The sequence below is a fragment of the Vicinamibacterales bacterium genome (assembly GCA_036504215.1).
GTDB lineage: Bacteria > Acidobacteriota > Vicinamibacteria > Vicinamibacterales > Fen-181 > FEN-299.
In genome coordinates this window covers 24,606-46,716 of sequence record DASXVO010000049.1, presented here as the reverse complement: position 1 = coordinate 46,716, position 22,111 = coordinate 24,606, and the positions used below count along the sequence as shown (strand labels likewise).

The following is a 22,111-nucleotide window of genomic DNA, read 5'->3' as shown; positions in this document are numbered from 1 at the left end:
TGGGACTTGGCGTCCCCGCGAAGCCCCGCGACCGGCGCCTCGTCGGCGGCGTAGACTGCAGGAGATGTCACTCGCCCTGGTTCCGGCGTCCGGCGCACTTCTCGACGAGATCCTCGATGAGACCTACCCGCTGTGGGGTGAGGGTCTCGATCGGCGGGCGTACGCCAAGTACAACGAGGCCCAGCTTCGCACGCCATGGGGCGCCACGCGGTTGACGCGGGTGGCCCTCGTGGAGAACGGCCGCGTGCTGTCCAGCGCGAAGCGCTACGACCTTGGTCTTCGAATGGACGGGCAGGAGACGCGACTGATCGGCATTGGCGCCGTCTTCACTCCCGGGGAGATGCGTGGCCTCGGCTACGCGACGGAGTTGATCAGGCGGGTCCTCGAAGGCGCAGCCGGCGAAGGCTTCGGCCACGCCATGCTGTTCTCGGAGATCGACCCGCGGTACTACGAGCGGCTTGGCTTCCGCGCACTTCCCATCAACCAGCTCGCGCTCGACGTCCTGCCCGGTCGGCACCGGGGTTCGCCGGCCATCCCGATGCGTTGGGGCGAGTTCACCGATCTTCCCGCGATCGTCGAGATGAACGCGACCCAGACGAGCGGCTTCCGCATGGCGCTCGTGCGCGACCGCGGCTACGTTCGCCAGGCGATCACCAAGAAGCGCCTGCTCGCGGCGTGCGGTCGGCCCGGTCACCGGAAGGTCGAGTTCTTCGTTGTCGAGGAAGGCGGACGCGCGGCCGCGTACGTCGTGCTGCTCGAAGTCGCCGACTACTGGATGATCACCGAATGCGGCGACCGCGATCCGTCAGGCGCGCGGGTCGGCGCGATGCTCCAGGCGCTCGTCGCCCGAGAGGAACCCCACGCGTTCCACCTCCGCGCCTGGTTCCCGCCGGGCTTCCTCCCCCCCCAACTCCGCGTCGTCGCGCACGAGATCCCTCCAGTGGCGATGATGCTGCGTCCCATCGGACGCGAGGTCCGCCCCGACCCGCCGCTGACTCTGCAAGACATCGCGTGGTGGCACGGCGACGCGTTCTGACCGCGCTCTTTCATCCTTCATCCTTCATCCTTTCTCCTTTCATCCTTTCTCCTTCGTGTATCCTGGGTTCATGCCCCCACAATCCTTCGGCCTCCACGCCATCGGCCAGATCTCAATCGTGGTGAGGGACGTCGCGCGCGCGATTGCCTTCTATCGCGACACACTTGGCATGACGTTCCTGTTCGAATTCCCAGGGATGGCGTTCTTCGACTGCGGCGGCGTCCGGCTGTATCTCGCGAAAGCCGAGAGACCCGAGTTGGACCACACATCGATCATCTACTACCGCGTGCCCGATATTCTGGCCGCAGCGGCTGCGCTCACGGAGCGAGGCGTGACCTTCACCCAGGACCCGGCCAGGGTCCACCAGGACGAGCGTCACGAGTTGTGGCTGGCGGCGTTCAAGGACAGTGAGGGCAATGTCCTCGAGCTCATGAGCGAGGTTGCGCGGTAGGGAAACCTATCCCGAACCACAGCAACGCGGCGACCACGGAGAGGGCAGCCGCGAGGTGCAGCGCCATCTCCCAGCCGACGTACGACGCGATGAGCGGGGTCAAGGCCGGCGACAGGAGGCCGGCCAGGTTGCAGCCGGTGTTCATGATTCCGCCCGCAGAGCCGCTTCGCGGCCCCGCGAGGCGCATCATCGTCGCCCAGAACGGCCCCTCCACGCAGAGCACGAGAGCCGTCGCAAACGCGAGCGACACCGCCGCGACGATCGCGCTCTCGGTGTGCGCGCCGAGCGAGATCAACACGCCCGAACCGGCCATGCCAACCATGGCAACGATCCGCCGCCCCCACACCGGACCGAGCGCGCCGGACGCGAGGCGATCCGAAATCAGCCCGCCAAGCGGGATCGACACGATGGACAACACCCACGGCAGGCTGCTGACCCAGGCGCCGGTCAACAGGCCGAAGTGGCGTTCCTGGACCAGGTAGAGGTAGAACCAGCTGACGAAGATGTAGCCGACGTATCCCTGCAGGGCATAGCTCATCGTCAGCAGCACGAAGGCTCTTCGCCCGGGTGGTGCTGGCTGTGGCGACCGATCCATGGCCGAATTCGCAGGCAAAGGCTCGTCTGAACGCCGGGCGTCGGGTGGGTCGGACACGAAGCGCCACGCGATGGCCACGGCCAGCGCGGGCACGGCCGACACGGCCAGCGCAGCCCGCCATCCCCACTCCACCATGACGCTCGAAACCAACGGTGGAGCCAGCGCGGAACCGAGACCGACCGATCCGATCACGAGACCGTTGGCGCGGCCCTGGAGGAGAGGCGGTGTCCATCGCGACACGCCCCGGCCGGAGGCGGGATAGGTCGGCGCTGCCGCGATGCCAAGAAGAAACCTGATGACAACGAGGCCGGTCAGCACGGCCGTCGCGCTCGTGGGCAACGGCGCCAACCCGATGAACGCCTGGACGACGGTGAGGCCCACCCACAGCCACGATGCGGCTGCCAGCACACGGCGCGCGCCCCAGCGGTCCGCGAGGGCTCCCGCTGGCGCCTGGCAGAGCGCGTAGCCGACGAGGAACGCGCTGAAGACCCGCCCCATCTCCACCTGCGTCAGGCTGTACTCCTTCATCAGGAGCACGCCTGCCGTGGAGACGTTCACCCGGCAGATGTACCCGGCGGTGGCCGTGACCGCCAGCATGCTCACCATACCCCAGGAAGCCTGCCGCGTGGTTGTCATTGGGATCGGGAACTAGCCGCCGCTCATCATGTGGATGACCTGGACATCCGCGTCGTCGGGAACGACTGTCGTCTCGTACGTCCCGCGCCGCACCAGTTCACCATTCACCGACACGGCCAGCATACGGAAGATGTAGTTGCGGATCTTGAGAATGTCCGCAACCGTCATCCCTTCACGCCACTCGATGCGGTCGCCGTTGACGGTGATCATCAGCAGGGGTCAGGATTCAGCATTCAGGAATCAGGAACGGTGCCCAGCTCGTCCCTCGCACTGAGCATCAGCCAACCTCCGCAGACCGTATCATCACGGCTTCGCATGTGTCCCTGGGCGATGTTCGATGGGACCGAAACCGCTGCAGACATCCTGCGTTCTCGCGGCAGTCAGGAATCCCGAATCCAGACTCCTGAATCCCATGTGCCTATCCCAGATGCGGCGTGACCACCGCGACCACCTCCGGGAAGTCGATCTTGAACTTCTTCAGCGTCTCGAGCGTCGGGATGGCGTTGTTGGTCCAGCCTCGACGGGCGTAGACGGTGTCGCACAGCTTGTTGTAGCGGTCTTCACGCCACGTGCGGTGCAGCGCCATCTTCTCCTCGGTGGATTTGCCGGCCGGATCGACGCCGATCAGATCCTTGAGCTGCTGGTCGTAGCGTTCGGCCCGCGACTCGTACTCTTCCTTCGTCACTGGACCGACGGAGCGGTACGGCGGCCAGTCGGACTTGCGACCACCCATGCCCATTCGAAGGTTGAACACGCGCTGGAAGTTGTAGACGGCTTCGGACTGCAGGATGATCTCGTCGGTCGTCATCTCCTTGCCGGTGATGCCGGCGTAGAGTTCGAGATAGTTGTGCACGTGGTCGGGCACCTTCGCGGCGTTCTTTCCGTGCTTCGCGTTGTCCTCGGGTTCGATGTCGTTCCACGGCAGCTTGCAGAGGCCCATCAAGCCGAACCAGGTGCGGAACAGCGGGAAGTAGTGCAGCGCCTCGGCCTTGTCCTCGAAGGTCGGGATCTGGTTGTTCACCATGTCCATGAAGATCAGCCAGGCCTCGTCGTGCTGGGGTCCCTTGTTTGTCAGCGCGTAGCCACCCTGCTGGGCGAGCGACTCCTTGGACATGTACTGCGAGTACTCCATGCCCTTCACCTGCATGCCGATGTCGCGCATGAACTGAAGGTCGCCCCAGCCCTGCTCGGCGAAGTACTCCTGCATGTACTTCACACCCTGTCCGACGATGACGCCGAAGCCCTGGCCCGCCGCCATCTGGTGCAGTAGTTCGACGTGCGCCTCGCCGTTGCCCCACGTCATTTCGAGGCCGCCCGTTCGCTCCTTGTTCAAGATCCCGCGCTGGTAGCACTCCATCGTGAAGGCGCAACAGGTGCCGAACGAGATCGTGTCCACGCCGTAGGTGTCGCAGTAGAAGTTCGATTCGAGGATCCAGTTCGGATCGAAGATGCCGCAGTTCGATCCGAGGCCGGCGGCTGTCTCGTACTCGGGACCGTCGACCGTGACGAGGTCGCCCTTGTACGGACCGGTCATCACCTTGTGGCAATCGGCGCCCTTCGCGCACGCCATGTGGCAGCCGTACCAGCAGCCGTCGAACACGCCCTGCGTGAAGCGCTTCTCCCAGACGTAGGATGCGATCTTCGGCGTGTCCTCGTGCTTGCCGTACTGGAAGTTGTGCACCGGCAGCAGGTCGTACGCGTCCATGACCTCGACCAGGTGCGCCGTGCCGATCTTCCGCATCTTGCACTGCTGATCGTCGAAGTCGTGGATTTCCTTGGCGAGCACGCGGCCGACCTTCGAGGTCCGCTCGAAGTTCACCGCGTTGTTCATGTTCGCCTTCAACTTCTGGCCGTGCACGACGAGCGCCTTGATCTTCTTGTCGCGGAACACCAAGCCGATCCCACCGCGGCCGGCCTGCTTCAGGCGGACGGCGCCCCGCTTGGGGTCGAACCACGAGAAGTTCAGGCAGCCGATCCGCGCATGGTCGGCGCCCTTGCCGGCCGACACCACCGACACGTTCACGAAGTCCTTCTCGTTGTCGGCGTATTGGTGCGTGAAGATCTCGGCGGCCACGTGGCTGTCGTGATTCTCCTCGGGCGCTTCCTCGATCGTGATCGTCTTCTTCGGACCGTCGATGACGACGACGACGTCGCTTGTGGCCTTGCCCTGGATTTCGAGCGCATCGAAGCCGCAGAACTTCAGGAGCGGGCCGAAGTAGCCGCCCACATTACTGTCCACCGGGATGCCTGTCAGCGGGGAGAGCGTGACCACCAGCGACTTGCCGGAGCCGGCGTACTGCGTGTTGCCGGCGAGCGGCCCGGGACTGATGATGATGTCGTTCTCCGGGTCGTTCCACTTGGTCGTGGGCGTAATCGCCTGCCACAGGTACCACAGCCCGAAGCCGCGCCCGCCCACGAATATCTCCTTCATCTGCTCCGTCACCTTCTTCTCGGTGACCTTCAGCGTCGTCAGATCGATGTGGAGCGTGCGGTTCGTGTAGCCGCGATCGGGCAGGCTCGGTTCGAATGTGTGTTGAAGGAGGACCTTGTGGGCCGCCTTCTGCTTGGCCGCGTCCTCGGTGTAGGAGGTCCGGGTCTTGTAGTCGTAGGCAATCGTCATAGCCTCTCCTTGAGGTCCGGCGATGTATGAGTCCCAGCGGGGCAGGCACACGGATACCCGGGGGGAAGGAGACCGGGTGGACGAGATGATATTGTCCCGCAGGTGCTGCGCCCGCCGCAAGCCGCGATGCCCGGGGGCCGGAACTAGGCCCTCTTGCCGAGGCTGCCCAGGAATCCTCCAATCGCACCGGTCAGGGCCGAGCTGGCAGGGCCGAACGCCAGCACCCAGGCAGGCACGTCCTTCAGGTAATAGGATTCCAGGATGCCGAGGAAGGCGCACAGGCCGCCAGCGACCCCGCCGAGAACGACCGCGCCGAGCCGTGTCCCAGCCTGCCATCGGCCGGCGAGGAACCCGGCGACGAGCGAGATCAGCATGCCCAGCGGCGCGAAGAGTTGCGCAATCGCCGGAGCAGAGTGACCGCCCACCACCAACGCCAGTTGGAGGATCGTCCCGATCAGCGTCGCCCGGATGAACCCGTGAAACCCGCGGGGCGCAAGGGTCGTCGTCATCGGCATCGGTATAGAGTCCGCCGATGAGCCGGCCGAGTCAACTGGTTATCGGACACGGGTTGTCGGACACGAGTCATCGGACACGCCGGTTGCCGGATGCGCGTTCTTACCGGGCGCGCGTGCGGCTTTGCTCGCGGAAGAACTGCTGCACGTAGTGCGGGCCGCCGGTGCCCTTGCCGGTCGAGCCGCTCGCCTTCCACCCGCCGAATGAGTTCTGCCCCGGCCACGCACCACTCGTCGCGCCCGCGCGGCGGTTGGCGTACACGACGCCCGCCTGGATGCGGTCGAAGAACTCTTCGATTTCCCGGTCATCCTGCGTGAAGATGCCCGCCGTCAGTCCGTATTCCGTCCTGTTGGCGAGGTCGATCGCCTCGTCGAGCGTCAGGACGTCACCGACGACGGTGATCGGTACGAAGAGTTCCTTCGTGAACAGCGGATGGTCCTTCGGCAGGCCGTCGATGACCGTGGGCTCGACGAAGTAACCGTGGTTGAACGGCTCGTCCATCATCCGCCGGCCGCCCGTCAGGATGCGTCCGCCATCGCGCTTCGCCTGCGCGATCGCGTTCTCGTACGTCTGCACGGCCCGTTCGTTTATCACGGGACCCGTCCAGACGTCCCGTTCGAGCGGGTTTCCGACCCTGAGCTCGCGCACCTTCTCCACCAGCAACTCGACGAACCGGCCGCGGACCTCGCGGTCGACGTAGACGCGCGAGCAGGCGGAGCATTTCTGGCCGGTCGCGCCGAAGGCCGAACGCATGACGCCGTCCGACGCCCTGTCGAGATCCGCGGAGCCCATGACGAGCGCGGGGTTCTTTCCGCCCATCTCGATGATGAGCGGACGCGGGATCGACCGGGCGCCGTTGTCGCGCAGCAGTCTCATGCCGACTTCCATCGACCCCGTGAACACGAGCCCATCCACGCCCGCGTTGTTCGCGAGTTCCTGCCCAACCGGAATCCCCGGCCCATTGACGAGGTTGAAGACGCCCGCCGGGAGGAACTCGGACACGATGTCGTAGAACTTCGCCCCCGACAGCGGCGTGTCCTCGGCCGGCTTGCAGACGATGGTGTTGCCGGCGAGCAGGGCGGCTGCAGTTGGTCCGGCGGCCAGCGCGAGGGGGAAGTTGAATGGCGCGATGATGCCGAAAACGCCGTATGGACGAAGCACGCTGCGGCTTTCCTCGGATGACCCCGGCATGCCCATCAGGTTCGTGAAGCCGTCGGTCGCGTCCATCCGATCGCAGTAGTAGTCGAAGAAGTCGGCGGCCTCTTCCACCTCGCCCACGCACTCGAGCCGGCTCTTCCCTGCTTCGTACCCAATGACGGCGGACAACTCGGCACGCCGTTCCCGCACCTTGCGCCCGATGCGGCGGACGATGTGCACACGCTCCTCCCACGGGAGACGGCTCCACGCGGGAAACGCCGTCCTGGCGGCCGCGATGGCCTCCTGTGTCTGCTCGCGCGTGGCAGCGGTGAACCGCCCGACGAGGATCCGGGTGTCGATCGGGCTTCGATCCTCGATGATGCCGCCCGCCCCTTCCACGGCGCGACCATCGATGAACACCGGATGCGTCTGCCCGAAGTCCTTCTTCACCTGCTCGATCGCCCGATCGAGTTCCAGATGGAGCTCGATCATCTGATCGCCGCCCATCGTCGCGTAGGTGACCTTGGCGGGAGCCCGCTTGCCGTCGCTTTGCATGGCGCCTCTTCTGGTGGTCTGGAACGATCGCGCGGGCGGGTCCACGGACCGGCCCTGCATGCCGCGGCCCGCCAGGCTACGGGCTGCGGTCCGACAGGCTACATGCCGCCGTCCGACAGTCGGAGCGCACAGATCCGCACGCGAGACGGAATCACACGAGATTCATGGCTGAGATCTCGATGATAACATGGCCGGCGGACGGCTCGCTTCGACCTAGCCCGACAGGGCCATCTGCTGAGGGGGGGCGTTCTTGTGACAATTCTACAACCGAAGAAGTGAAGACAGTCCCGACCCCAATGACACTCAACCGCCGGCCGTTGTTCGCCGCCGCGTGCATCGCGATGTTCGTGTTCGGCATGGTGATCGCGCTGCTCGGCACGCTGTTCGGCCTGCCTGAGCTGCGCGCGCGACTCGGCATCGATTTGGCGAGCCAGGGCGACGTCTTCAGCGCGATGTACGTCGGGTTGCTCATCTCCACGGTGCTCGTCGGTCCGGTGATCGATCGATTCGGCAGCAGGTTCACGCTGCTGTCGGCCTCGATGATGGTCACCGCGTCGCTCGTGCTGTTCTCGTTTGCCCGGTCGTTCGCCGCCGCCGCCGTGGCGGCAGCCCTGCTCGGCTTCGGGGCCGCACCGCTCAACACCGGCGGCAACGCGCTCGTGTCGGACATCTACCCCGAGGACCGCGGCCGGATGCTGAACCTGCTGGGCGTCTGCTTCGGCGTCGGCGCGCTCTTCGTCCCGCTGATCGTCGCCCTGCTCTTCGGCATCATTTCGCTGCCGGGCATATTCCTCCTGTGCGCCGCCGTGGCGGCTCTCGGTGTCGTCGCCTGCGTGGTGCCTCGCTTTCCACCGCCACACGAAGCAGCGGGTTTCTCGTTCGCGGGAATGGTCGGCGTCGCGCGCGAGCCGGGTATCTTCCTGATCGCGGCCCTCCTCTTGTTTCAATCCGGGAACGAGGCGGCGCTGAGCGGCTGGACGTCGACCTACGTGGGTTCGCTGGGCTGGTCTCCGCGGGTTGCGACGGCGGTGCTCCTCGGCTACTGGGTCATGGCCATCCTCGGGCGGATGCTGTCGTCGCGCGCACAGGCCCGGCTTGGGAAGAGCCGGCTGATTGTGGCCAGCGGCCTCATGGCCATCGCCGGCCTCCTGATCCTGCTGGCGGCTGCGGCGTGGCTGCCTGCGTTGACGGCGGGCGCCTGGATCACCGCCTTCGCCTACTCGGCCGTCTTCCCGACGGCGCTCGCCATCGCCGGTGATCGCTACCATCGATTTGCCGGGACGGTGTTCGGCTTCCTGTTCTCGGTCGCGATGCTGGGATCGATGTCGTATCCGTATCTGCTCGGCCACCTCTCGCAGGCGGCGGGCGTGCGCTTCGGCATGCTCGTGCCGCTCGTCGGCACACTGGGCATGACGGTCTGTGCGGTTCTGGTCGCTCGCGACACACCGCGAAGGTGATTCCCGGGCGCTTTCATCTCTTCCCCGGTCCTGCCGATTAACGCCATGACCGGGGAGGATCAGTGGCTGAAGGTCGAAAGGCTCATTCGAGCGAGACGGCGCGCATCGAGACGAGCGGATTCCCGCGTCTTGTTCCACCGTACGGCGGCTCGGCCGATCACCTGCCCGATTCCTTCATGGAACGCTTCGAGGAGTGGATCTCGGCGCCGGCCTCGGAGGACCTGCTCGACCCGGGCGACTGGCAGTTGCTCACCGCGTCCGCGGAGTTCGGGTACCACACGGGTGCAGACATCCTCGATTCGGTCGCGTGGACCGGCTACATTATGCCGCTCGAGTCCGACCTGGCGAGTGCCGACGATGTGCTGCATGCGGCCTTCGCGACACTGAGCGGTCTCGGCCTCGACGATTGCGAGATCATCGATCTCATCCCGTTCGAGCAGCTGCTCCTCCGCGTCTACGACTCGTCACGCCTGCTCGCCGCGGCACCAAAAGCCAGCGCACGCGCCACCTCGATCGTCACGCGCGGAATCTGCGCGGCCATCATGGACCTCGCCTACGGCGGATCGTATGACCCGTCGGGCCGCTTCGGCCTTGGCACGTTCACCTGCTCGCAGACGCTGTCGTTCGAACGCGGTGACCTCTGCGACGAGTTCTTCGTGACACGCCGCCCCCGGTAGCCGCGCCCCTGCGGCCTGCCGCTGCCGCCGGTTACACCTCGCACTTCCCACCTCGCACTTGGCACTTCTTTCTATAGAATCTCTCCTCATGAACATCGCTCTCGTCCAACAGCGTGCCACCGGGAACAGGGCCGCCAACGTCGCCGCCGGCCTCGAGGCCGTGACCGCCGCCGCCGCGAACGGCGCGAAACTCATCTGTTTTGCCGAGCTGGCGTTCGAGCCGTTCTATCCGCAGACGGTGGCCACCCCCGAGTTGCTCAGCCAGGCCGAACCGATTCCCGGACCCATCACCGAGGCGTTCCAGCAGAAGGCTGCGGAGCACGGTGTCGTCCTCGTCCTCAACCTGTTCGAGCGCGACGGTGACCGCACGTTCGATACGTCGCCCGTGATCGACGCAGACGGATCGCTCGTTGGCCGCACGCGCATGGTGCACATCACCGACTACCCGTGCTTTCACGAGCAGGGTTACTACACGCCCGGCGACACCGGGGCACCGGTGTTCGACACGGCCGTCGGCAAGGTGGGGGTCGCGATCTGCTACGACCGGCACTATCCCGAGTACATGCGGGCGCTGGCGGTTGGCGGCGCGGAGGTCGTCGTGGTGCCCCAGGCGGGTGCGGTGGGCGAGTGGCCGGAGGGATTGTACGAGGCTGAGATGCGCGTCGCCGCGTTTCAGAACGGCTACTTCACGGCACTGTGCAATCGGGTGGGCGAAGAGGAGTGTCTGACGTTTGGCGGCGAATCGTTCCTGTGCGCGCCGAACGGCACGGTGATCGCCAAGGCCCCGGCCGGCGAAGACACGATTCTCTACGCCACCGTCGACCTGTCCAGGATCGAGCGCTCGCACGCGCGCCGCCTGTTCCTGCGTCACCGGCGGCCGGAACTGTATGCGGACTGGTTGGGACGGTGACGGATCAGTAGTCAATCGGCCGAGGACAGTCGGGGGGCAGGCGTGATCCCCCCGTCCTGCTACATCTGTCCCAGCGCTTCAACCGTCCTGTCGATGACGTGGCGCGGGAAGATGCCTCCCGCTTCAAACGTTGCACGGTGCTGCCGAAGCCCGTCGCCCACCTCACCGAAGCCGCGCGGAACCGGAATGGCGTACGGCGCCTGCAGCGTCTGCGCGCACGTCTTTTCGAGCAGCGCGTCGAGATTGTCGAACGACTTGCCCGCGACGAAGGCCTGCGCGATCCCGGCCAGCAGCAGGTGCGGATGCGCTGAGCCATCCGGCAGCCTGAATTCCACGGTCTCCGGACTCACCGACCGACCCTGCTCGTCGGTTGCCACGATCGGCAGCCGGATGAGCGCCTTGCGGTTGTAACGGCCCCAGGTCACCGTGCTCGGCGCCTCTTTGGCCTGGATCAGCCTGACGAACGAATTCGGCACCCGGTTGCCGAACGCCATCAGCGCGTCCGCGTTCCGCACGAGTCCCGCGATCAACCAGCGCGCCACGCCGTCAAGAGCCCCGTCCGGCGTGCTGTGCTTCTGGTGCACGCCGTCGATGACGGGCGACAGGTGGAAATGGAGGCCACTCCCCGCGTGGCCCTTCCGGAGCACCGGGTCGAAGCTGCAGCGCCACCCGGCCTTGTGCGCGAGGTTCCGGAGCAGCCACTGCCCGACGAGCACCGAGTCGGCCGCCTGCGGCAGCGGCTGCAGCGACAGTTCGATCTCGTGCTGTTCCCAGATTCGCGCGTCCACCTCGTCCGGCTGGATGTAGCCCACCTCGCTGTGGCCGTATTTCACGGGGATGCCGATCTCCCCCAGCATCACCATCGCCCGCCGGCGGAGCGCCTCGCCGAAGACGAACGGCGAACTGGCGTGGTACCCGCGCTCGGTCGCGCCGTAGATGTCCGTCTCGTCGGGCCGCTTGCCCAGGAAGAACTCGATTTCTCCCAGTGCGTGCAACTCCACGCCAAGCTCCGTGTGCAGGCGGTCGAACGCGCTTCGCACGATGGTGTCGGGAGACTCGGGCAGCGGTGCACCGTCGCGTCCGAAATGGCCGCAGAAGACCACGAGCGTCGGATGGGTGGCGAACGGGTCGACAAACGCAGTGGACAAGCGCGGACGCAGGACCACGTCGGACGCCGTGACCGAGACCCCCATCGCGCCGAACAGACTCGAGCCGTCCGCCCGCTCGCCGAACGACAGCACCTCGCGCAGGTGCGGCAAATCGCGCGGAACGAAATCGAGGGTCTTGAGCCAGCCGTCTCCGCCCACGTGCATGAGGCTGACGAGTCGGATGTTCAGCGCGCCAACGACGCCGATCAAATCGTCCACGGTCCATTCTTCCGGGAACTTTCCGATCAGGCGGGCGAGCCGGCAGGCGGGATACAGCTGGTTCTCGACCTCCGGCCCGAGCAGAGGCATCGACTGACGAATGATGTCGGTCATGATCCAACGACTCCTACGGCGCGGGGCGCCCGTGGCGCGTCACGGTCGGGGAAAAGAAACGGGTAGAACTCCCGTGTGCGGAAAGAGGCAGGAATCCGGCCTGCACCGAGGGGGCCTCATCGCATTATAGGCGATTGCCGCGCGTATCACGAAGGACGAGTGTGCCGGCGGCCGGGCCGGGGTGACATCACCGGGGCCGGGCTGAAGCGTGGCGTGCGAGGCCGGCATTCAGCTGAACAGGGCAATCCCCGCCAGCCTGAATGCAACGTGGGGAAACTGCGCGAGCAGTCGTCGCCGGGCTTGTGCGTACGTCACCGTGCCCGCCACGTAGCCGATGATCGTGTCGGCGACATCCCGATACGCGGCCGCGCCGCGAATGACGGCTTCGATGCGCGCGGCCTGGCGGAACAGGTATCGCTGGATCAGCACCGAGTCGCGAAGCTCGGCTCCGATCTCGCGGCGCCATGCCAGTCGATACCAGGGTGCCAGGTTCCGCGGGCCGCCCGGGTCGTCGACCATGTCCACCTCGAGCGCCGCGCGGGCAGCGAGGTCGCCCGACACCATCGCGTAGTAGATGCCTTCGGCCGTGTAGGCATTGACGAAGCCGCCCGCATCGCCTGCCACGAGCACGCGGCCGCGCCCCGTCTCGGCAACCGGTCCGCAGACCGGAATGTGGTACGGCGTGAAGTCCTCGCGCCTCGACACACCGCAGAGAATGCCCCGCCGACGCAGGTCGGCGACGAACTGCTGCTGAATCTCGTACGGCGATCGATCGACGTGCGCACGGAAGTAGGACAGCAGACAGCCGATCCCGACGTTCACGTGGTCGCGCTTCGGGAAGATGTACCCGTACCCGTCGGTGCCGCCGTGACCGTACGACACCCACAACGTGCCGGGCTCGACGGTTCGCAGCCGCTCGTTCGGCGTCTCCTCCATCATGTCGAGCGCCACCGACGCGCCGTCCCACCCGCCATGCAGTCCGATGCGCCGCGTCACGACGCCGTTGACGCCGTCGGCGGCAATGAGGGCGTCTGCCGAGAACGTCCGGCCGTCCCGCGTCTCGACGCGGACGCCATCGTCGTCCCCGGACACCTGCGATACCCACGCGTTCTCGACGAGTTCCGCGCCCGCTTCCACGGCCAACTGCGACAGGAGATGGTCGAACTCGACGCGGCGGATCAGCAGCACGGCCGGCGTGGGCGACGTGAGTACGGCGCTCGCGCCCGACGGCCCCTCGAGATGAAGCCTCGACACGTAGTGCGTGGAGATGCGGTCGAGCGCGGACGCCAGGTACGGGAAGCGGCGCATCACGCGCATCGTGATGCCGCCACCGCACGGCTTGTTGCGGGGTAATCGATACCGCTCGAGCAACTGCACGCGGGCGCCGCCGAGCGCCAGCGTGCGTGCCGCCGTTGCTCCCGCAGGACCGGCGCCGACAACGAGGACGGACGGCACCGTCACCGCGGTGTCCTGCCGACGCTCAGGAGGTTTGCCAGCAACTGGTATGCGCCGTCGGTCCCCGCTGGCAACTGCCGCCACAGCCCGAGACCGACATAGATCCATCGGCCCTTGCCAATCCGGGCTTCCACGAGCGCCCCCTTCCTGGTGCCCCGGTTGGCCGGGAACGGGTCCTCGAGTTGCACCAGATCGACGTACCGCGGGTCTTTGTCGTTGCCGAGGAAATACAGGCCGCGCTCCTGGACCCAGTTCTTCCACGTCGCCTCGGCGATCGTGTTCGGGAACGTGAAGATCGGGTCGGCCGGCACGAGCACCTGCACGGGTGCGTTCTCGTCGGTCACGCGGCTCGAGCTGACCTTGGCCGGGTACGGCCCGTACTGCGCCTCGTTGAACTCGAACTTGTTGTATTGGACGATGAGGGTGCCGCCCTTGTCGGCGTAGTCGATGAGCCGGCGATTGTTGGCGCGAAGATCGGCACGGCGCTCGTACGCGCGTACGCCGGTCACGATGGCGTCGAACGTCGAGAGATTTCCCCACGCGAGATCATCGGCCCCGAGCTGCACGACGTCCGCACCGAGTTGTTCAATGGCGGGCGGCACCTGGTCGCCGACGCCCATCACGTACCCGACCTTCAGCTTCGGCGCCACCTTCACGTCGATGACCTTGAAGCTGGTTTCCGCGGGAATCACCCGGTGCCGGCGGTTGATGTGCGGGTACTCGATGACCTGGTAGCCCTGGTCGAACATCTCGCCGCCGGCGCGGACGATGGCGCGGACCTTGTACTGGCCGGGCGCAGCATCGGCTGGAGGCGACACACTGAACCGGACGGTCTCCGACGCGTCCTCGCGCGCGAACTCGACCGGCTGCGACGGAGGCGTTGCCGTCCACCCTGCCGGCAGATCGAGCGACGCCTGCGCACTGGCCGCACCCTTGTTGCCATTGATGACGACGACGCGAATCTCGCGGTCGCGGACGGCATTCGACACCGAGCTCGCAGAGGACGCAGAGGCGGCGGTCCGGGTTTTGACGGTGGATCTCGAGGCCGACGTCTCGGCCGTTTTCGCGCGATCCGCGGGCCCTGTGTTGAAACCGTCCGTCGCGGACGGGATGATCGCGATGTCTGGCGTCACGCCGACCGAGAAGCGCGGCACCACCAGCAACTCCATCCGCTTCTCGCCGCTGAAGATGTTGCCCTCGTACCGGTACTTGACCGGCTCGTCAACCGAGACGTCGACGCCGCCGATGACGAGATCGATCCGCGCCCGGAACGGCGTCGGGCGGAACGGCAGGCCGAACGGCGCGTCCTTGTCGAATTCGTACCGGGCGGCATCGGACAGCGGGCGCCAGTACGGCGTCGTCAGGCGCGCATCCCCCGGGATCCTCACGTCCGCGTCGCACCGTAACACACCTCCCGCCTCGAGGCCCCCGGTCCTGCAGGAGGCGTTACCGTCGAAACCGCTGAGGCCGATCGCTTTCACCTGCATGTCGGCCGCAGCACGGTTGGCCACAATCGTCTGGACCTTGATCGGCTGGCCGCCAATCACCAGGCCGTCGTCTGCCAGCACGTCGATGCGGACTTCCTGCGCGAGCACCGCCGCCTGCTGGAATTGCTGCTCCTTGGTGGCGAGCCGGTAGTCGATTTCGAGTACCGCCTCCTGGTTGATGCCGAGCGACGACAACTGCGCGCGCAGCGCGCGAACGGCACGGAGCCCCGCGACAATCGGACCGCGGGCCGCCACGACGCCTCGAGCAGCGAACGCCTTCTGCGCGTTCTCGACCTCGCGTGCGATGGCTGTCAGACCCTGCGCCAGGGCATCGGGTGGCGTGCCCCGCACGAACTGCGCGAGACCGGGGACCGTCGTGTCCACCCCGTCGAACAGCGCCGTGTCGGCCCGCGTGACGCCGCCGGGCAGCGACGTGTCACCCAGCCTGAACTGGAACGTCTGAGGGCCGGGCAGCGACAGGAGTTGACCCATTCCCTGGCACTTGTGGTTGCTGCGAGCCTCGGAGCCAATCTCGACGTAGGTCTGGCCGAGCAGCGAATCGTAGATGTCGTTGCTGACGGACAGCAGTGTCATGCCGGCGGAGGGTGCCGGCTCGCCGCGGAATCCGTAGCGTTCGGTGTAGTACAGCTTCCGCGCCTGCCATGGCCGCAGACCTTCCTTCAGTTGCCCGGGAAACCTGTTCGGATCGGCGGCCGCGCGGTACGCGTCGCCGGTGATGCGCGCCTGGGCCTGGTGGTGCATTCCGCCGCCCTCGCCGTCCGGGCGCATCGTCAGCACGACGTCCGGCCGGATCGTGCGGATCATGCGAACGTAGTCCGAGAGCGTTTCGTCGCGACCCCACTTCTGAAAGGTCTCTTCGATGCTGAACGAGTAGCCGAAGTCGATTTCGCGGCCGAAGTACTGCTCTGCGCCGTCGTAGCGGTGGACGGAGGCGAGTTCCTCGGTCCTGAGCACGCTCAGAGCCTCGAACAACTCGGGACCGATCTCGTTCTGCCCGCCCGTTCCGCGCGTGCAGGTGAACATCGCCGTGCGGACGCCGAGCCCGCGGCCCAGCATCGCGAGCAGGCCGTTGTTCTCGTCGTCCGGATGCGCGCCGGTCTCGAGGAAGATCGCCGTGGTGCCGAGCTGGCGAAGCACGAGGCCAAGGCCCAGCTCTCCCCCGACACCGGTCAGGCCTTTCGGTTGCGCGCGCATCGACGGGTCCGCGGCCACGAGCACGGCGACGAGAACGAGCGGCAGAAGTCGCGTCAGCTTCATATCGGTTCCCTATGCTACGCCCAGAGCTCGGAGTCCAGAGCCCACAGCCTATTGAATCGGTTCCAGACTCGTCAGGACCTGCATCAGCTTCGTCACGGTCGGCATGTCGGCAAACGTGCCGCGCACGAAGTGGGCGTCCACACGCGACAGGCCCGGGATGTAGGCGGCTCGCTCGGCGTCGGGCGTGAACTTGAAGCCGACCTCGAGATCGATGGGCGTCTTCAGCTTGTAGGGGGCCGGTCGGCCGGCCTTCTCGAGCGCCCGCCTCACGCCCTCCGCTATGAGCTGGCGCCCGCGGGCCGGCGTCACCGTCATCGCGGAATGGAAGCCGATCGGCTCCTTCACCACGACACCTTCCACCTGCGGCAGCGTCTTCTGCATCTCGTTCACGGCGATGCGATCACCGGAGATGAAGAGCACCGGCACGCCGAAGTGGCCGGCAATCGCGGCGTTGAATACGGCTTCCATCACCCCCGCGCCGTTCAGCTTGATGCCCAGCAGGCGCGCGCTCGAGATCGTGTGGCTGCGCACGGCGTCCACGTTCCACTCGCTGGCGTGATAGCCGATCAGGAGGACGCCGTCGAACGTCTGGTCGATCCCCTGCATCATCTCGAGCGGCCGTGGGAACCCGCGCACGACGCGCACGTCGTCGGGCAGTTTGTCGATGAGCAGGTTCTGCGCGTTGCCGTGCGAGTCGCACACCACGAACTCGGTGACGCCGGCGGCGCGGGCGGCGTCGATCGCGGCGCGCACCTCGCCGGTCACCCATTCGCGCGCGGCCGCGTACTCGAAGCCGGCCGGCCCGAGCTGCGCCGGCTGCACGACGCCGGTGACGCCCTCCATGTCCACGGAGATGAACAGCTTCTTGATCGGACGCGGGCCAGACTGCGCCGCGAGCGGCAGGGCGCCAATCAACAGGACGGCTGCCAGGAGTACAACGACGAATACCGGTCGATCATGCATGAATGTACCCTCTCGTGCGTGCCGGCTGCCGGCCTCTTCGCCTCACCGCCAACACCGAAGCCACCGAGGCACCGAGACACTGAGGTTCCGGTCTCTCCGCCCTTTGCGGCTGCCGCGTGGCGGAGCGCTCGCAGGCCCGCTGGAGTGCTCTGCGTCCTTTGTGTGCTCGTTGCAACGTCGTGATCCGCCTTCCCAGCTCTCAGTTCGCGGCAACCCGCCTGACGACCATCACCGTCAGATCGTCGGTCGCCGTTCGCCCACCACGGAAGATCGAGACAGCCTGCACACACGCGGCGACAACAGCCTCGGAGGACCGATCGGACAAGCCCGCCACGAGCGAGGCGAGACGGGCTTCTCCGTATTCCTCGTCCGTGCGGTTGCGCGCTTCGGTGACGCCGTCGGTATAGAGGACGAGCGCGTCGCCCGGCGCCAGCGTCAGGCGCCGGGCCGGATAGTCGTTGACGCAGAACAGGCCGACCGGCACGCCGGTCGCCTCGATGGGCGTCACGTCGCTCCCGTGCACCAGCAGCGGCGGGCAGTGGCCGGCGTTGCAGAGCTCGACCTCCCCGTTCGTTGACAGCCGCGCGCAGACCAGCGTCGCGTAGTGATTCGACATCGTGCTGTCGCAGAAGACGCGGTTCGCGCGGGCGACCACCTGTGACAGGGGCAACTCGAGGCTGAGCAGCGTGCGCACGCTGGCGTGGAGGTGCGCCATCAGCATCGACGCGGCCACGCCCTTCCCCGAAATGTCGCCGAGCAGGAAGTAGAGCCCTCCATCAGGTCCCAACGGCAGCACGATGTCGCAGTAGTCGCCACTGACCGCACCGAGCGGTTCGTAGCGGTAGGCCATCTCCCACCCAGCAGCCACGACCTGTCCTGGCGGAAGGAGCGTTCGCTGCACTCGACCGGCCAAGTCGAGGTCCTGCTGAAGCGCGTGCGCCTGAGAAGGGGACAAGTGGTCGAGGCAGAACCGGCTCAGCGGGTCGGCTTCGAGTTGCACGGCCTCGATAGGGTCGCCGCACGTTTCGCAGACGCCATAGGTCCCAACCGCGAACCGCTCGAGCGCATGTTCGACCTCGACCAGCAGCCGATCGAGCTCGGGTGCGGGTGGCCCCTTCCCAATCAGGCCCTCGAGCCGTTCACGCCTGTCGACGAGCTGGGCGCGGATGTTGTGTGCTGGCGTGGCCATGCGAATCCCCCCGTGAACTGGGTCCGTTTTTCTATTCTACCCGCGGAAATCTCTCCGGGAGTGATTTCCGGGCGCCATCTGTCGTACGCTTCCGGACCACCATGATGCTCAACACCTCGGAAGTCATCGTCCAGGCCCTCGAACGTGCCGGCATCCGGTACGTCTTCGGCTACCCGGGCGGGCAGAATACGCGGTTCATCCAGGCCATGCACGGCAGCGGCGTGGAGTTCGTCCTGGTGACCCACGAGGCCTGTGCCGGCTTCATGGCCGACGTCACCGCCCGCCTGACGGGTCGGCCGGGCGCCTGCCTGTCCACGCTCGGGCCGGGCGCCACGAACATGACGACGGGCGTCGGCAACGCGCTGCTCGATCGGGTCCCGTTGCTCGCCTTCACCGGCAAGATGGGCCGGACGTGGCGCGGACGCACGGTCCAGATGCAGATCGATCACCAGGCGCTCTACGCACCGGTGACGAAATGGACGGCTGAACTCGACGCGACGTCGGTCGAGGACACGCTGCGCAAGGCCATCGCTGTCGCGCAGGCAGAGCAACCCGGGCCCGTGCACCTCGACTTCCCGGAGGATGTCGCCGAGGAAGAATCGCCAGGACTCGGAGGCGGCTTCCCCGGCGCGGTCGTCGGAATCGACGGCCCCTTGGACGCCACACTGAAACAGGCGGAGGATGCGATTCGCGGCGCCCGGCGCCCGCTGGTCGCGGTGGGCCTGACGATGAACCGCGCCGGCGCCACCGACGCGCTGCGCGCGTTCGTCGCACGGCACCGCCTGCCGGTCGTCTCGACCCTCATGGCGAAGGGCCACATCCCGGATGACGACCCGCACTTTGTCGGTGTGGTCGGCCGGGCGCGGCGTGACATCGTCGCGGATTTTTGCAGGCCGGCGGATCTCGTGGTCGGCGTTGGCTACGATCCGGTCGAGTTCAACTACGAAGACTGGGTCGGCAGGGATGTGCCGGTTGTGCACATCGACACGGTGCGCGCCGATCTCGCCCCGACACACCAACTGGCCTGCGAAGCGGTCGGCGACATCCGACAGTCGCTCGAGTATCTCGCTCGCGTCGCGCCGTTCTCGCACGGGTGGGATCTGTCGGCGCTCGCCGCCCATCGTCGGCGGCTCTTCGACGCGCTCACACCGCCGTCTCGCGGTTTCACCCCCCACCACGTCCTGCTCGCCGTGCGCGAGAGACTGGCGTCGGACGGCGTCCTGGTTGCCGACGTGGGTGCGCACACGCACCTGATCGGCCAACTCTGGGACACTCGCGGGCCCGGCCACTTCCTCGTGTCGAACGGCTGGTCGTCGATGGGCTTCTCAATCCCCGCGGCGATTGCCGCCAAGCTGGTGCGCCCCGAGCAGCAGGTCGTGGCGTGCACGGGCGACGGCGGCTACCTGATGATGCTTGGCGAGATCAACACCGCGGTACGCCTGCACCTCCCCATCGTCTTCGTCGTCCTGCGCGATCGGTATCTGAGCCTGATCCGCGTGAAACAGACGCGCCGACACTTCGCCTGGACTGGTGTGCAGATCTACGGCGACAACTATCGTGCGAGCGACACGCTATTCGGCGCACCGGTCGTTGTCGCGGAGAACGAGGAGGCGTTCCGCGCGGCGTTCGCCTCGGCGCTCGGCAGCACCGGGCCGACACTCATCGAGGCCGTCGTCGATCCCGCGGAGTACGATCTCGTGGTGTGAGGCCGCGGCGCCCAACCCTGGCCCGCCGAAGCGCGGAGTGCGGAATTGGCCTTGGCCCGCCGGAGCGCAAAGCGCGGGATCGGCCCTGGCCCGCCGAAGTGCAAAGCGCGGGATCGGCCCTGGCCCGCCGAAGCGCAGAGCGCGAGATCGGCCCTGGCCCGCCGAAGCGCGAAGGCGGAATTGGCCCTGGCCCGCCGGAGCGCGAAGGCGGCTTGACCCTCACACAACGCACGAAGTAGTCTGGCTCACTTCTCGGAGGCACCGATGGCCAGGCTTGTTGAATGCGTCCCGAACTTCTCGGAAGGTCGTAACCGCGCCGTCATCGACGCGATAGCCGATGCGATCAAGGGCGTCGCCGACGTCAAGTTGCTCGACGTCGATCCCGGCGCCGACACCAACCGCACGGTCTTCACATTTGTCGGCGCACCGGAACCGGTGGCCGACGCCGCGCTGAAGGCGGCGCACAAGGCGTACGAACTCATCGACATGGCCAAGCACCACGGGGCGCATCCCCGCATGGCCGCCATGGACGTCTGTCCCATCGTGCCCATCTCGGGCGTGACGATGGATGAGTGCGTGGAGATTGCGCGGGGCATCGGCCGCCGCATCGGCGACGAGCTCCAGTTGCCCGTCTACTTCTACGAGTACGCCGCGACATCGGAGAAGCGCCGCAGCCTGGCGAACATCCGGACCGGCGAATACGAAGGTCTCGAGCGCAAGCTGCAGGATCCGGAGTGGGCGCCCGATGCCGGTCCGGCGCGATTCGACCCGCGCTTCGGCGCGCCGGTCGTCGGCGCGCGCGAGTTCCTGATTGCCTACAACGTCAACCTGAACACCCGCGACCGCAAGCTCGCGAACGAGATCGCGCTGAACATCCGCGAGGGCGGCCGCCTGAAGCGCGACAAGCAGGGCAATCCTGTCGTTGACGAGCACGGCACCCAGGTGAAGACCCCAGGCAGGTTGAAGGCCGTGCGCGCGATCGGATGGTACATCGAGCAGTATCGGCAGGCGCAGGTGTCGATCAACCTCATCAACTTCAACACGACGCCACTGCACGTCGTCTTCGAGACCGTGCGCGAGGAAGCCGAGAAGATCGGGCTCATCGTCACTGGCTCGGAGCTGGTCGGCCTGATGCCGCTTCAGCCGCTGATCGACGCGGGCAGGTTCTACCTGCGAAAACAGGGCAAGTCCGCCGGCGGCCCCGAGCGGGAGATCGTGGAGGCGGCCATCCGGTCACTCGGCCTCGACCAGTTGGGCGCGTTCGATCCCGACAAGAAGATCATCGAGTACCAGTTCCGCACGCGGAGTCCGCTGGTGTCGCTGGCCGTCGATCGGTTCGTGGACGAGGTGTCGTCGGAATCCCCGGCGCCCGGTGGAGGGTCGGTTGCGGCATTGGCCGGCAGCCTTGCGGCCGGCCTCTCGGCGATGGTGGCCAACCTCACCGTCGGCAAGAAGGGCTACGAGGCGTCCTGGACCAGACTGTCGGATCTGGCCGAGCGCGCCCAGCACGTCAAGGATCAACTCGTGTCCGCGATCGACGAGGATACCGACGCGTTCAACGGAGTCATGGCCGCCATGCGCCTGCCGAAGGCGACGCCTGAACAGCAGGCCGCGCGGAATGCGGCGCTCGAAGAAGGCTACCGGCACGCATCACGAGTGCCGCTGCAGACGGCGAAGTCCTGCCTCGACGCGCTGAAGTTGTCGCTGGAGGTCGCGCAGGCGGGCAACACCAACTCGGCGTCCGACGCGGGCGTGGCCGCCCTGATGGCTCGCGCCGGCGTCGAGGGGGCCGTGCTGAACGTGCTGATCAACCTCGGGTCCGTGAAGGACGAAGGCTTCAAGCAGAACTGCCGCACCGAAACCGATGCGCTCGTTCAGGAGAGCGGTCGGCTCTGCGAACAGGTCGTCGCTCGGGTCAAAGGGACGTTCGCGGTCTGATCGGCGACGCCAGGGCCGCCCCCGCGA

General features: G+C 66.7%; 17 protein-coding genes. 7 read left to right on the top strand and 10 right to left on the bottom strand.

Features of this window, described 5'->3' with window-relative positions:
* Positions 1–64 precede the first annotated feature (64 nt).
* Positions 65–1,036, top strand: a complete 972-nt coding sequence (locus VGK32_14345) for a GNAT family N-acetyltransferase (protein ID HEY3382952.1) — start codon at positions 65–67, stop codon at positions 1,034–1,036.
* A 70-nt stretch (positions 1,037–1,106) separates the two neighbouring features.
* The gene (locus VGK32_14340; GenBank protein HEY3382951.1) at positions 1,107–1,487 is read left to right on the top strand and encodes a VOC family protein; all 381 of its coding nucleotides are present in this window, start codon (positions 1,107–1,109) and stop codon (positions 1,485–1,487) included.
* Here VGK32_14340 and VGK32_14335 read toward each other — a convergent pair.
* The 5 genes from VGK32_14335 to VGK32_14315 all read right to left on the bottom strand — a co-directional run bounded on the left by VGK32_14335 (position 1,465) and on the right by VGK32_14315 (position 7,543).
* On the bottom strand, positions 1,465–2,688 hold the full coding sequence (locus tag VGK32_14335) for an MFS transporter (protein HEY3382950.1): 1,224 nt from the start codon (positions 2,686–2,688) through the stop codon (positions 1,465–1,467). The genes VGK32_14340 and VGK32_14335 overlap by 23 nt on opposite strands.
* Before the next feature lie 42 nt (positions 2,689–2,730).
* Positions 2,731–2,928: a sulfur carrier protein ThiS gene (thiS, locus tag VGK32_14330; protein ID HEY3382949.1), complete on the bottom strand. Its 198-nt coding sequence runs from the start codon at positions 2,926–2,928 to the stop codon at positions 2,731–2,733.
* A gap of 208 nt (positions 2,929–3,136) precedes the next feature.
* Entirely contained in the window at positions 3,137–5,338 is a 2,202-nt protein-coding gene (locus tag VGK32_14325) for an aldehyde ferredoxin oxidoreductase C-terminal domain-containing protein (protein HEY3382948.1), read from the bottom strand.
* Between the two features lie 143 nt (positions 5,339–5,481).
* Positions 5,482–5,847: a hypothetical protein gene (locus VGK32_14320; GenBank protein ID HEY3382947.1), complete on the bottom strand. Its 366-nt coding sequence runs from the start codon at positions 5,845–5,847 to the stop codon at positions 5,482–5,484.
* Positions 5,848–5,953: 106 nt separating this feature from the next.
* Positions 5,954–7,543 (bottom strand): aldehyde dehydrogenase family protein, encoded by a 1,590-nt coding sequence (locus tag VGK32_14315; protein HEY3382946.1) that lies wholly within the window; start codon positions 7,541–7,543, stop codon positions 5,954–5,956.
* Positions 7,544–7,839: 296 nt separating this feature from the next.
* Between VGK32_14315 and VGK32_14310 the strand changes: the two genes are divergently transcribed.
* The 3 genes from VGK32_14310 (at position 7,840) to VGK32_14300 (ending at position 10,587) form a co-directional block, all read left to right on the top strand.
* Positions 7,840–9,000 (top strand): MFS transporter, encoded by a 1,161-nt coding sequence (locus tag VGK32_14310; protein HEY3382945.1) that lies wholly within the window; start codon positions 7,840–7,842, stop codon positions 8,998–9,000.
* Between the two features lie 62 nt (positions 9,001–9,062).
* The gene (locus VGK32_14305; GenBank protein ID HEY3382944.1) at positions 9,063–9,677 is read left to right on the top strand and encodes a hypothetical protein; all 615 of its coding nucleotides are present in this window, start codon (positions 9,063–9,065) and stop codon (positions 9,675–9,677) included.
* An 88-nt stretch (positions 9,678–9,765) separates the two neighbouring features.
* Positions 9,766–10,587 carry a nitrilase-related carbon-nitrogen hydrolase gene (locus VGK32_14300; protein ID HEY3382943.1) on the top strand — a complete coding sequence of 274 codons (822 nt, stop codon included), beginning with the start codon at positions 9,766–9,768 and terminating at the stop codon, positions 10,585–10,587.
* Positions 10,588–10,646: 59 nt separating this feature from the next.
* On the opposite strand, the gene VGK32_14295 is transcribed toward VGK32_14300, so the two are convergent.
* The 5 genes from VGK32_14295 to VGK32_14275 form a co-directional block, all read right to left on the bottom strand.
* Positions 10,647–12,068, bottom strand: coding sequence for a glutamine synthetase beta-grasp domain-containing protein (locus VGK32_14295; protein HEY3382942.1), 1,422 nt, complete (start codon positions 12,066–12,068; stop codon positions 10,647–10,649).
* A 228-nt stretch (positions 12,069–12,296) separates the two neighbouring features.
* Positions 12,297–13,529: an NAD(P)/FAD-dependent oxidoreductase gene (locus VGK32_14290; protein HEY3382941.1), complete on the bottom strand. Its 1,233-nt coding sequence runs from the start codon at positions 13,527–13,529 to the stop codon at positions 12,297–12,299.
* Positions 13,526–16,288: a PIG-L family deacetylase gene (locus VGK32_14285; protein ID HEY3382940.1), complete on the bottom strand. Its 2,763-nt coding sequence runs from the start codon at positions 16,286–16,288 to the stop codon at positions 13,526–13,528. The genes VGK32_14290 and VGK32_14285 overlap by 4 nt, the downstream gene beginning before the upstream one ends.
* A gap of 48 nt (positions 16,289–16,336) precedes the next feature.
* Positions 16,337–17,251, bottom strand: a complete 915-nt coding sequence (locus VGK32_14280; protein ID HEY3382939.1) for a M55 family metallopeptidase — start codon at positions 17,249–17,251, stop codon at positions 16,337–16,339.
* 199 nt (positions 17,252–17,450) lie between these two features.
* Positions 17,451–18,440: a SpoIIE family protein phosphatase gene (locus VGK32_14275; GenBank protein HEY3382938.1), complete on the bottom strand. Its 990-nt coding sequence runs from the start codon at positions 18,438–18,440 to the stop codon at positions 17,451–17,453.
* 101 nt (positions 18,441–18,541) lie between these two features.
* Between VGK32_14275 and VGK32_14270 the strand changes: the two genes are divergently transcribed.
* Both VGK32_14270 and ftcD read left to right on the top strand, forming a co-directional pair.
* On the top strand, positions 18,542–20,146 hold the full coding sequence (locus tag VGK32_14270; protein ID HEY3382937.1) for a thiamine pyrophosphate-binding protein: 1,605 nt from the start codon (positions 18,542–18,544) through the stop codon (positions 20,144–20,146).
* A 264-nt stretch (positions 20,147–20,410) separates the two neighbouring features.
* Positions 20,411–22,084 (top strand): glutamate formimidoyltransferase, encoded by a 1,674-nt coding sequence (gene ftcD, locus VGK32_14265; protein HEY3382936.1) that lies wholly within the window; start codon positions 20,411–20,413, stop codon positions 22,082–22,084.
* Positions 22,085–22,111 lie beyond the last annotated feature (27 nt).

Bases quoted from the DNA above. Each gene is read 5' to 3' on its own strand.
- VGK32_14310 (HEY3382945.1), top strand. From the start codon at position 7,840: ATGACACTCAACCGCCGGCCGTTGTTCGCCGCCGCGTGCATCGCGATG.
- VGK32_14285 (HEY3382940.1), bottom strand. From the start codon at position 16,288: ATGAAGCTGACGCGACTTCTGCCGCTCGTTCTCGTCGCCGTGCTCGTG.
- VGK32_14325 (HEY3382948.1), bottom strand. From the start codon at position 5,338: ATGACGATTGCCTACGACTACAAGACCCGGACCTCCTACACCGAGGAC.
- VGK32_14345 (HEY3382952.1), top strand. From the start codon at position 65: ATGTCACTCGCCCTGGTTCCGGCGTCCGGCGCACTTCTCGACGAGATC.
- VGK32_14275 (HEY3382938.1), bottom strand. From the start codon at position 18,440: ATGGCCACGCCAGCACACAACATCCGCGCCCAGCTCGTCGACAGGCGT.
- VGK32_14320 (HEY3382947.1), bottom strand. From the start codon at position 5,847: ATGACGACGACCCTTGCGCCCCGCGGGTTTCACGGGTTCATCCGGGCG.
- ftcD (HEY3382936.1), top strand. From the start codon at position 20,411: ATGGCCAGGCTTGTTGAATGCGTCCCGAACTTCTCGGAAGGTCGTAAC.
- VGK32_14300 (HEY3382943.1), top strand. From the start codon at position 9,766: ATGAACATCGCTCTCGTCCAACAGCGTGCCACCGGGAACAGGGCCGCC.
- VGK32_14280 (HEY3382939.1), bottom strand. From the start codon at position 17,251: ATGCATGATCGACCGGTATTCGTCGTTGTACTCCTGGCAGCCGTCCTG.
- thiS (HEY3382949.1), bottom strand. From the start codon at position 2,928: ATGATCACCGTCAACGGCGACCGCATCGAGTGGCGTGAAGGGATGACG.
- VGK32_14340 (HEY3382951.1), top strand. From the start codon at position 1,107: ATGCCCCCACAATCCTTCGGCCTCCACGCCATCGGCCAGATCTCAATC.
- VGK32_14295 (HEY3382942.1), bottom strand. From the start codon at position 12,068: ATGACCGACATCATTCGTCAGTCGATGCCTCTGCTCGGGCCGGAGGTC.
- VGK32_14270 (HEY3382937.1), top strand. From the start codon at position 18,542: ATGATGCTCAACACCTCGGAAGTCATCGTCCAGGCCCTCGAACGTGCC.
- VGK32_14335 (HEY3382950.1), bottom strand. From the start codon at position 2,688: ATGGTGAGCATGCTGGCGGTCACGGCCACCGCCGGGTACATCTGCCGG.
- VGK32_14315 (HEY3382946.1), bottom strand. From the start codon at position 7,543: ATGCAAAGCGACGGCAAGCGGGCTCCCGCCAAGGTCACCTACGCGACG.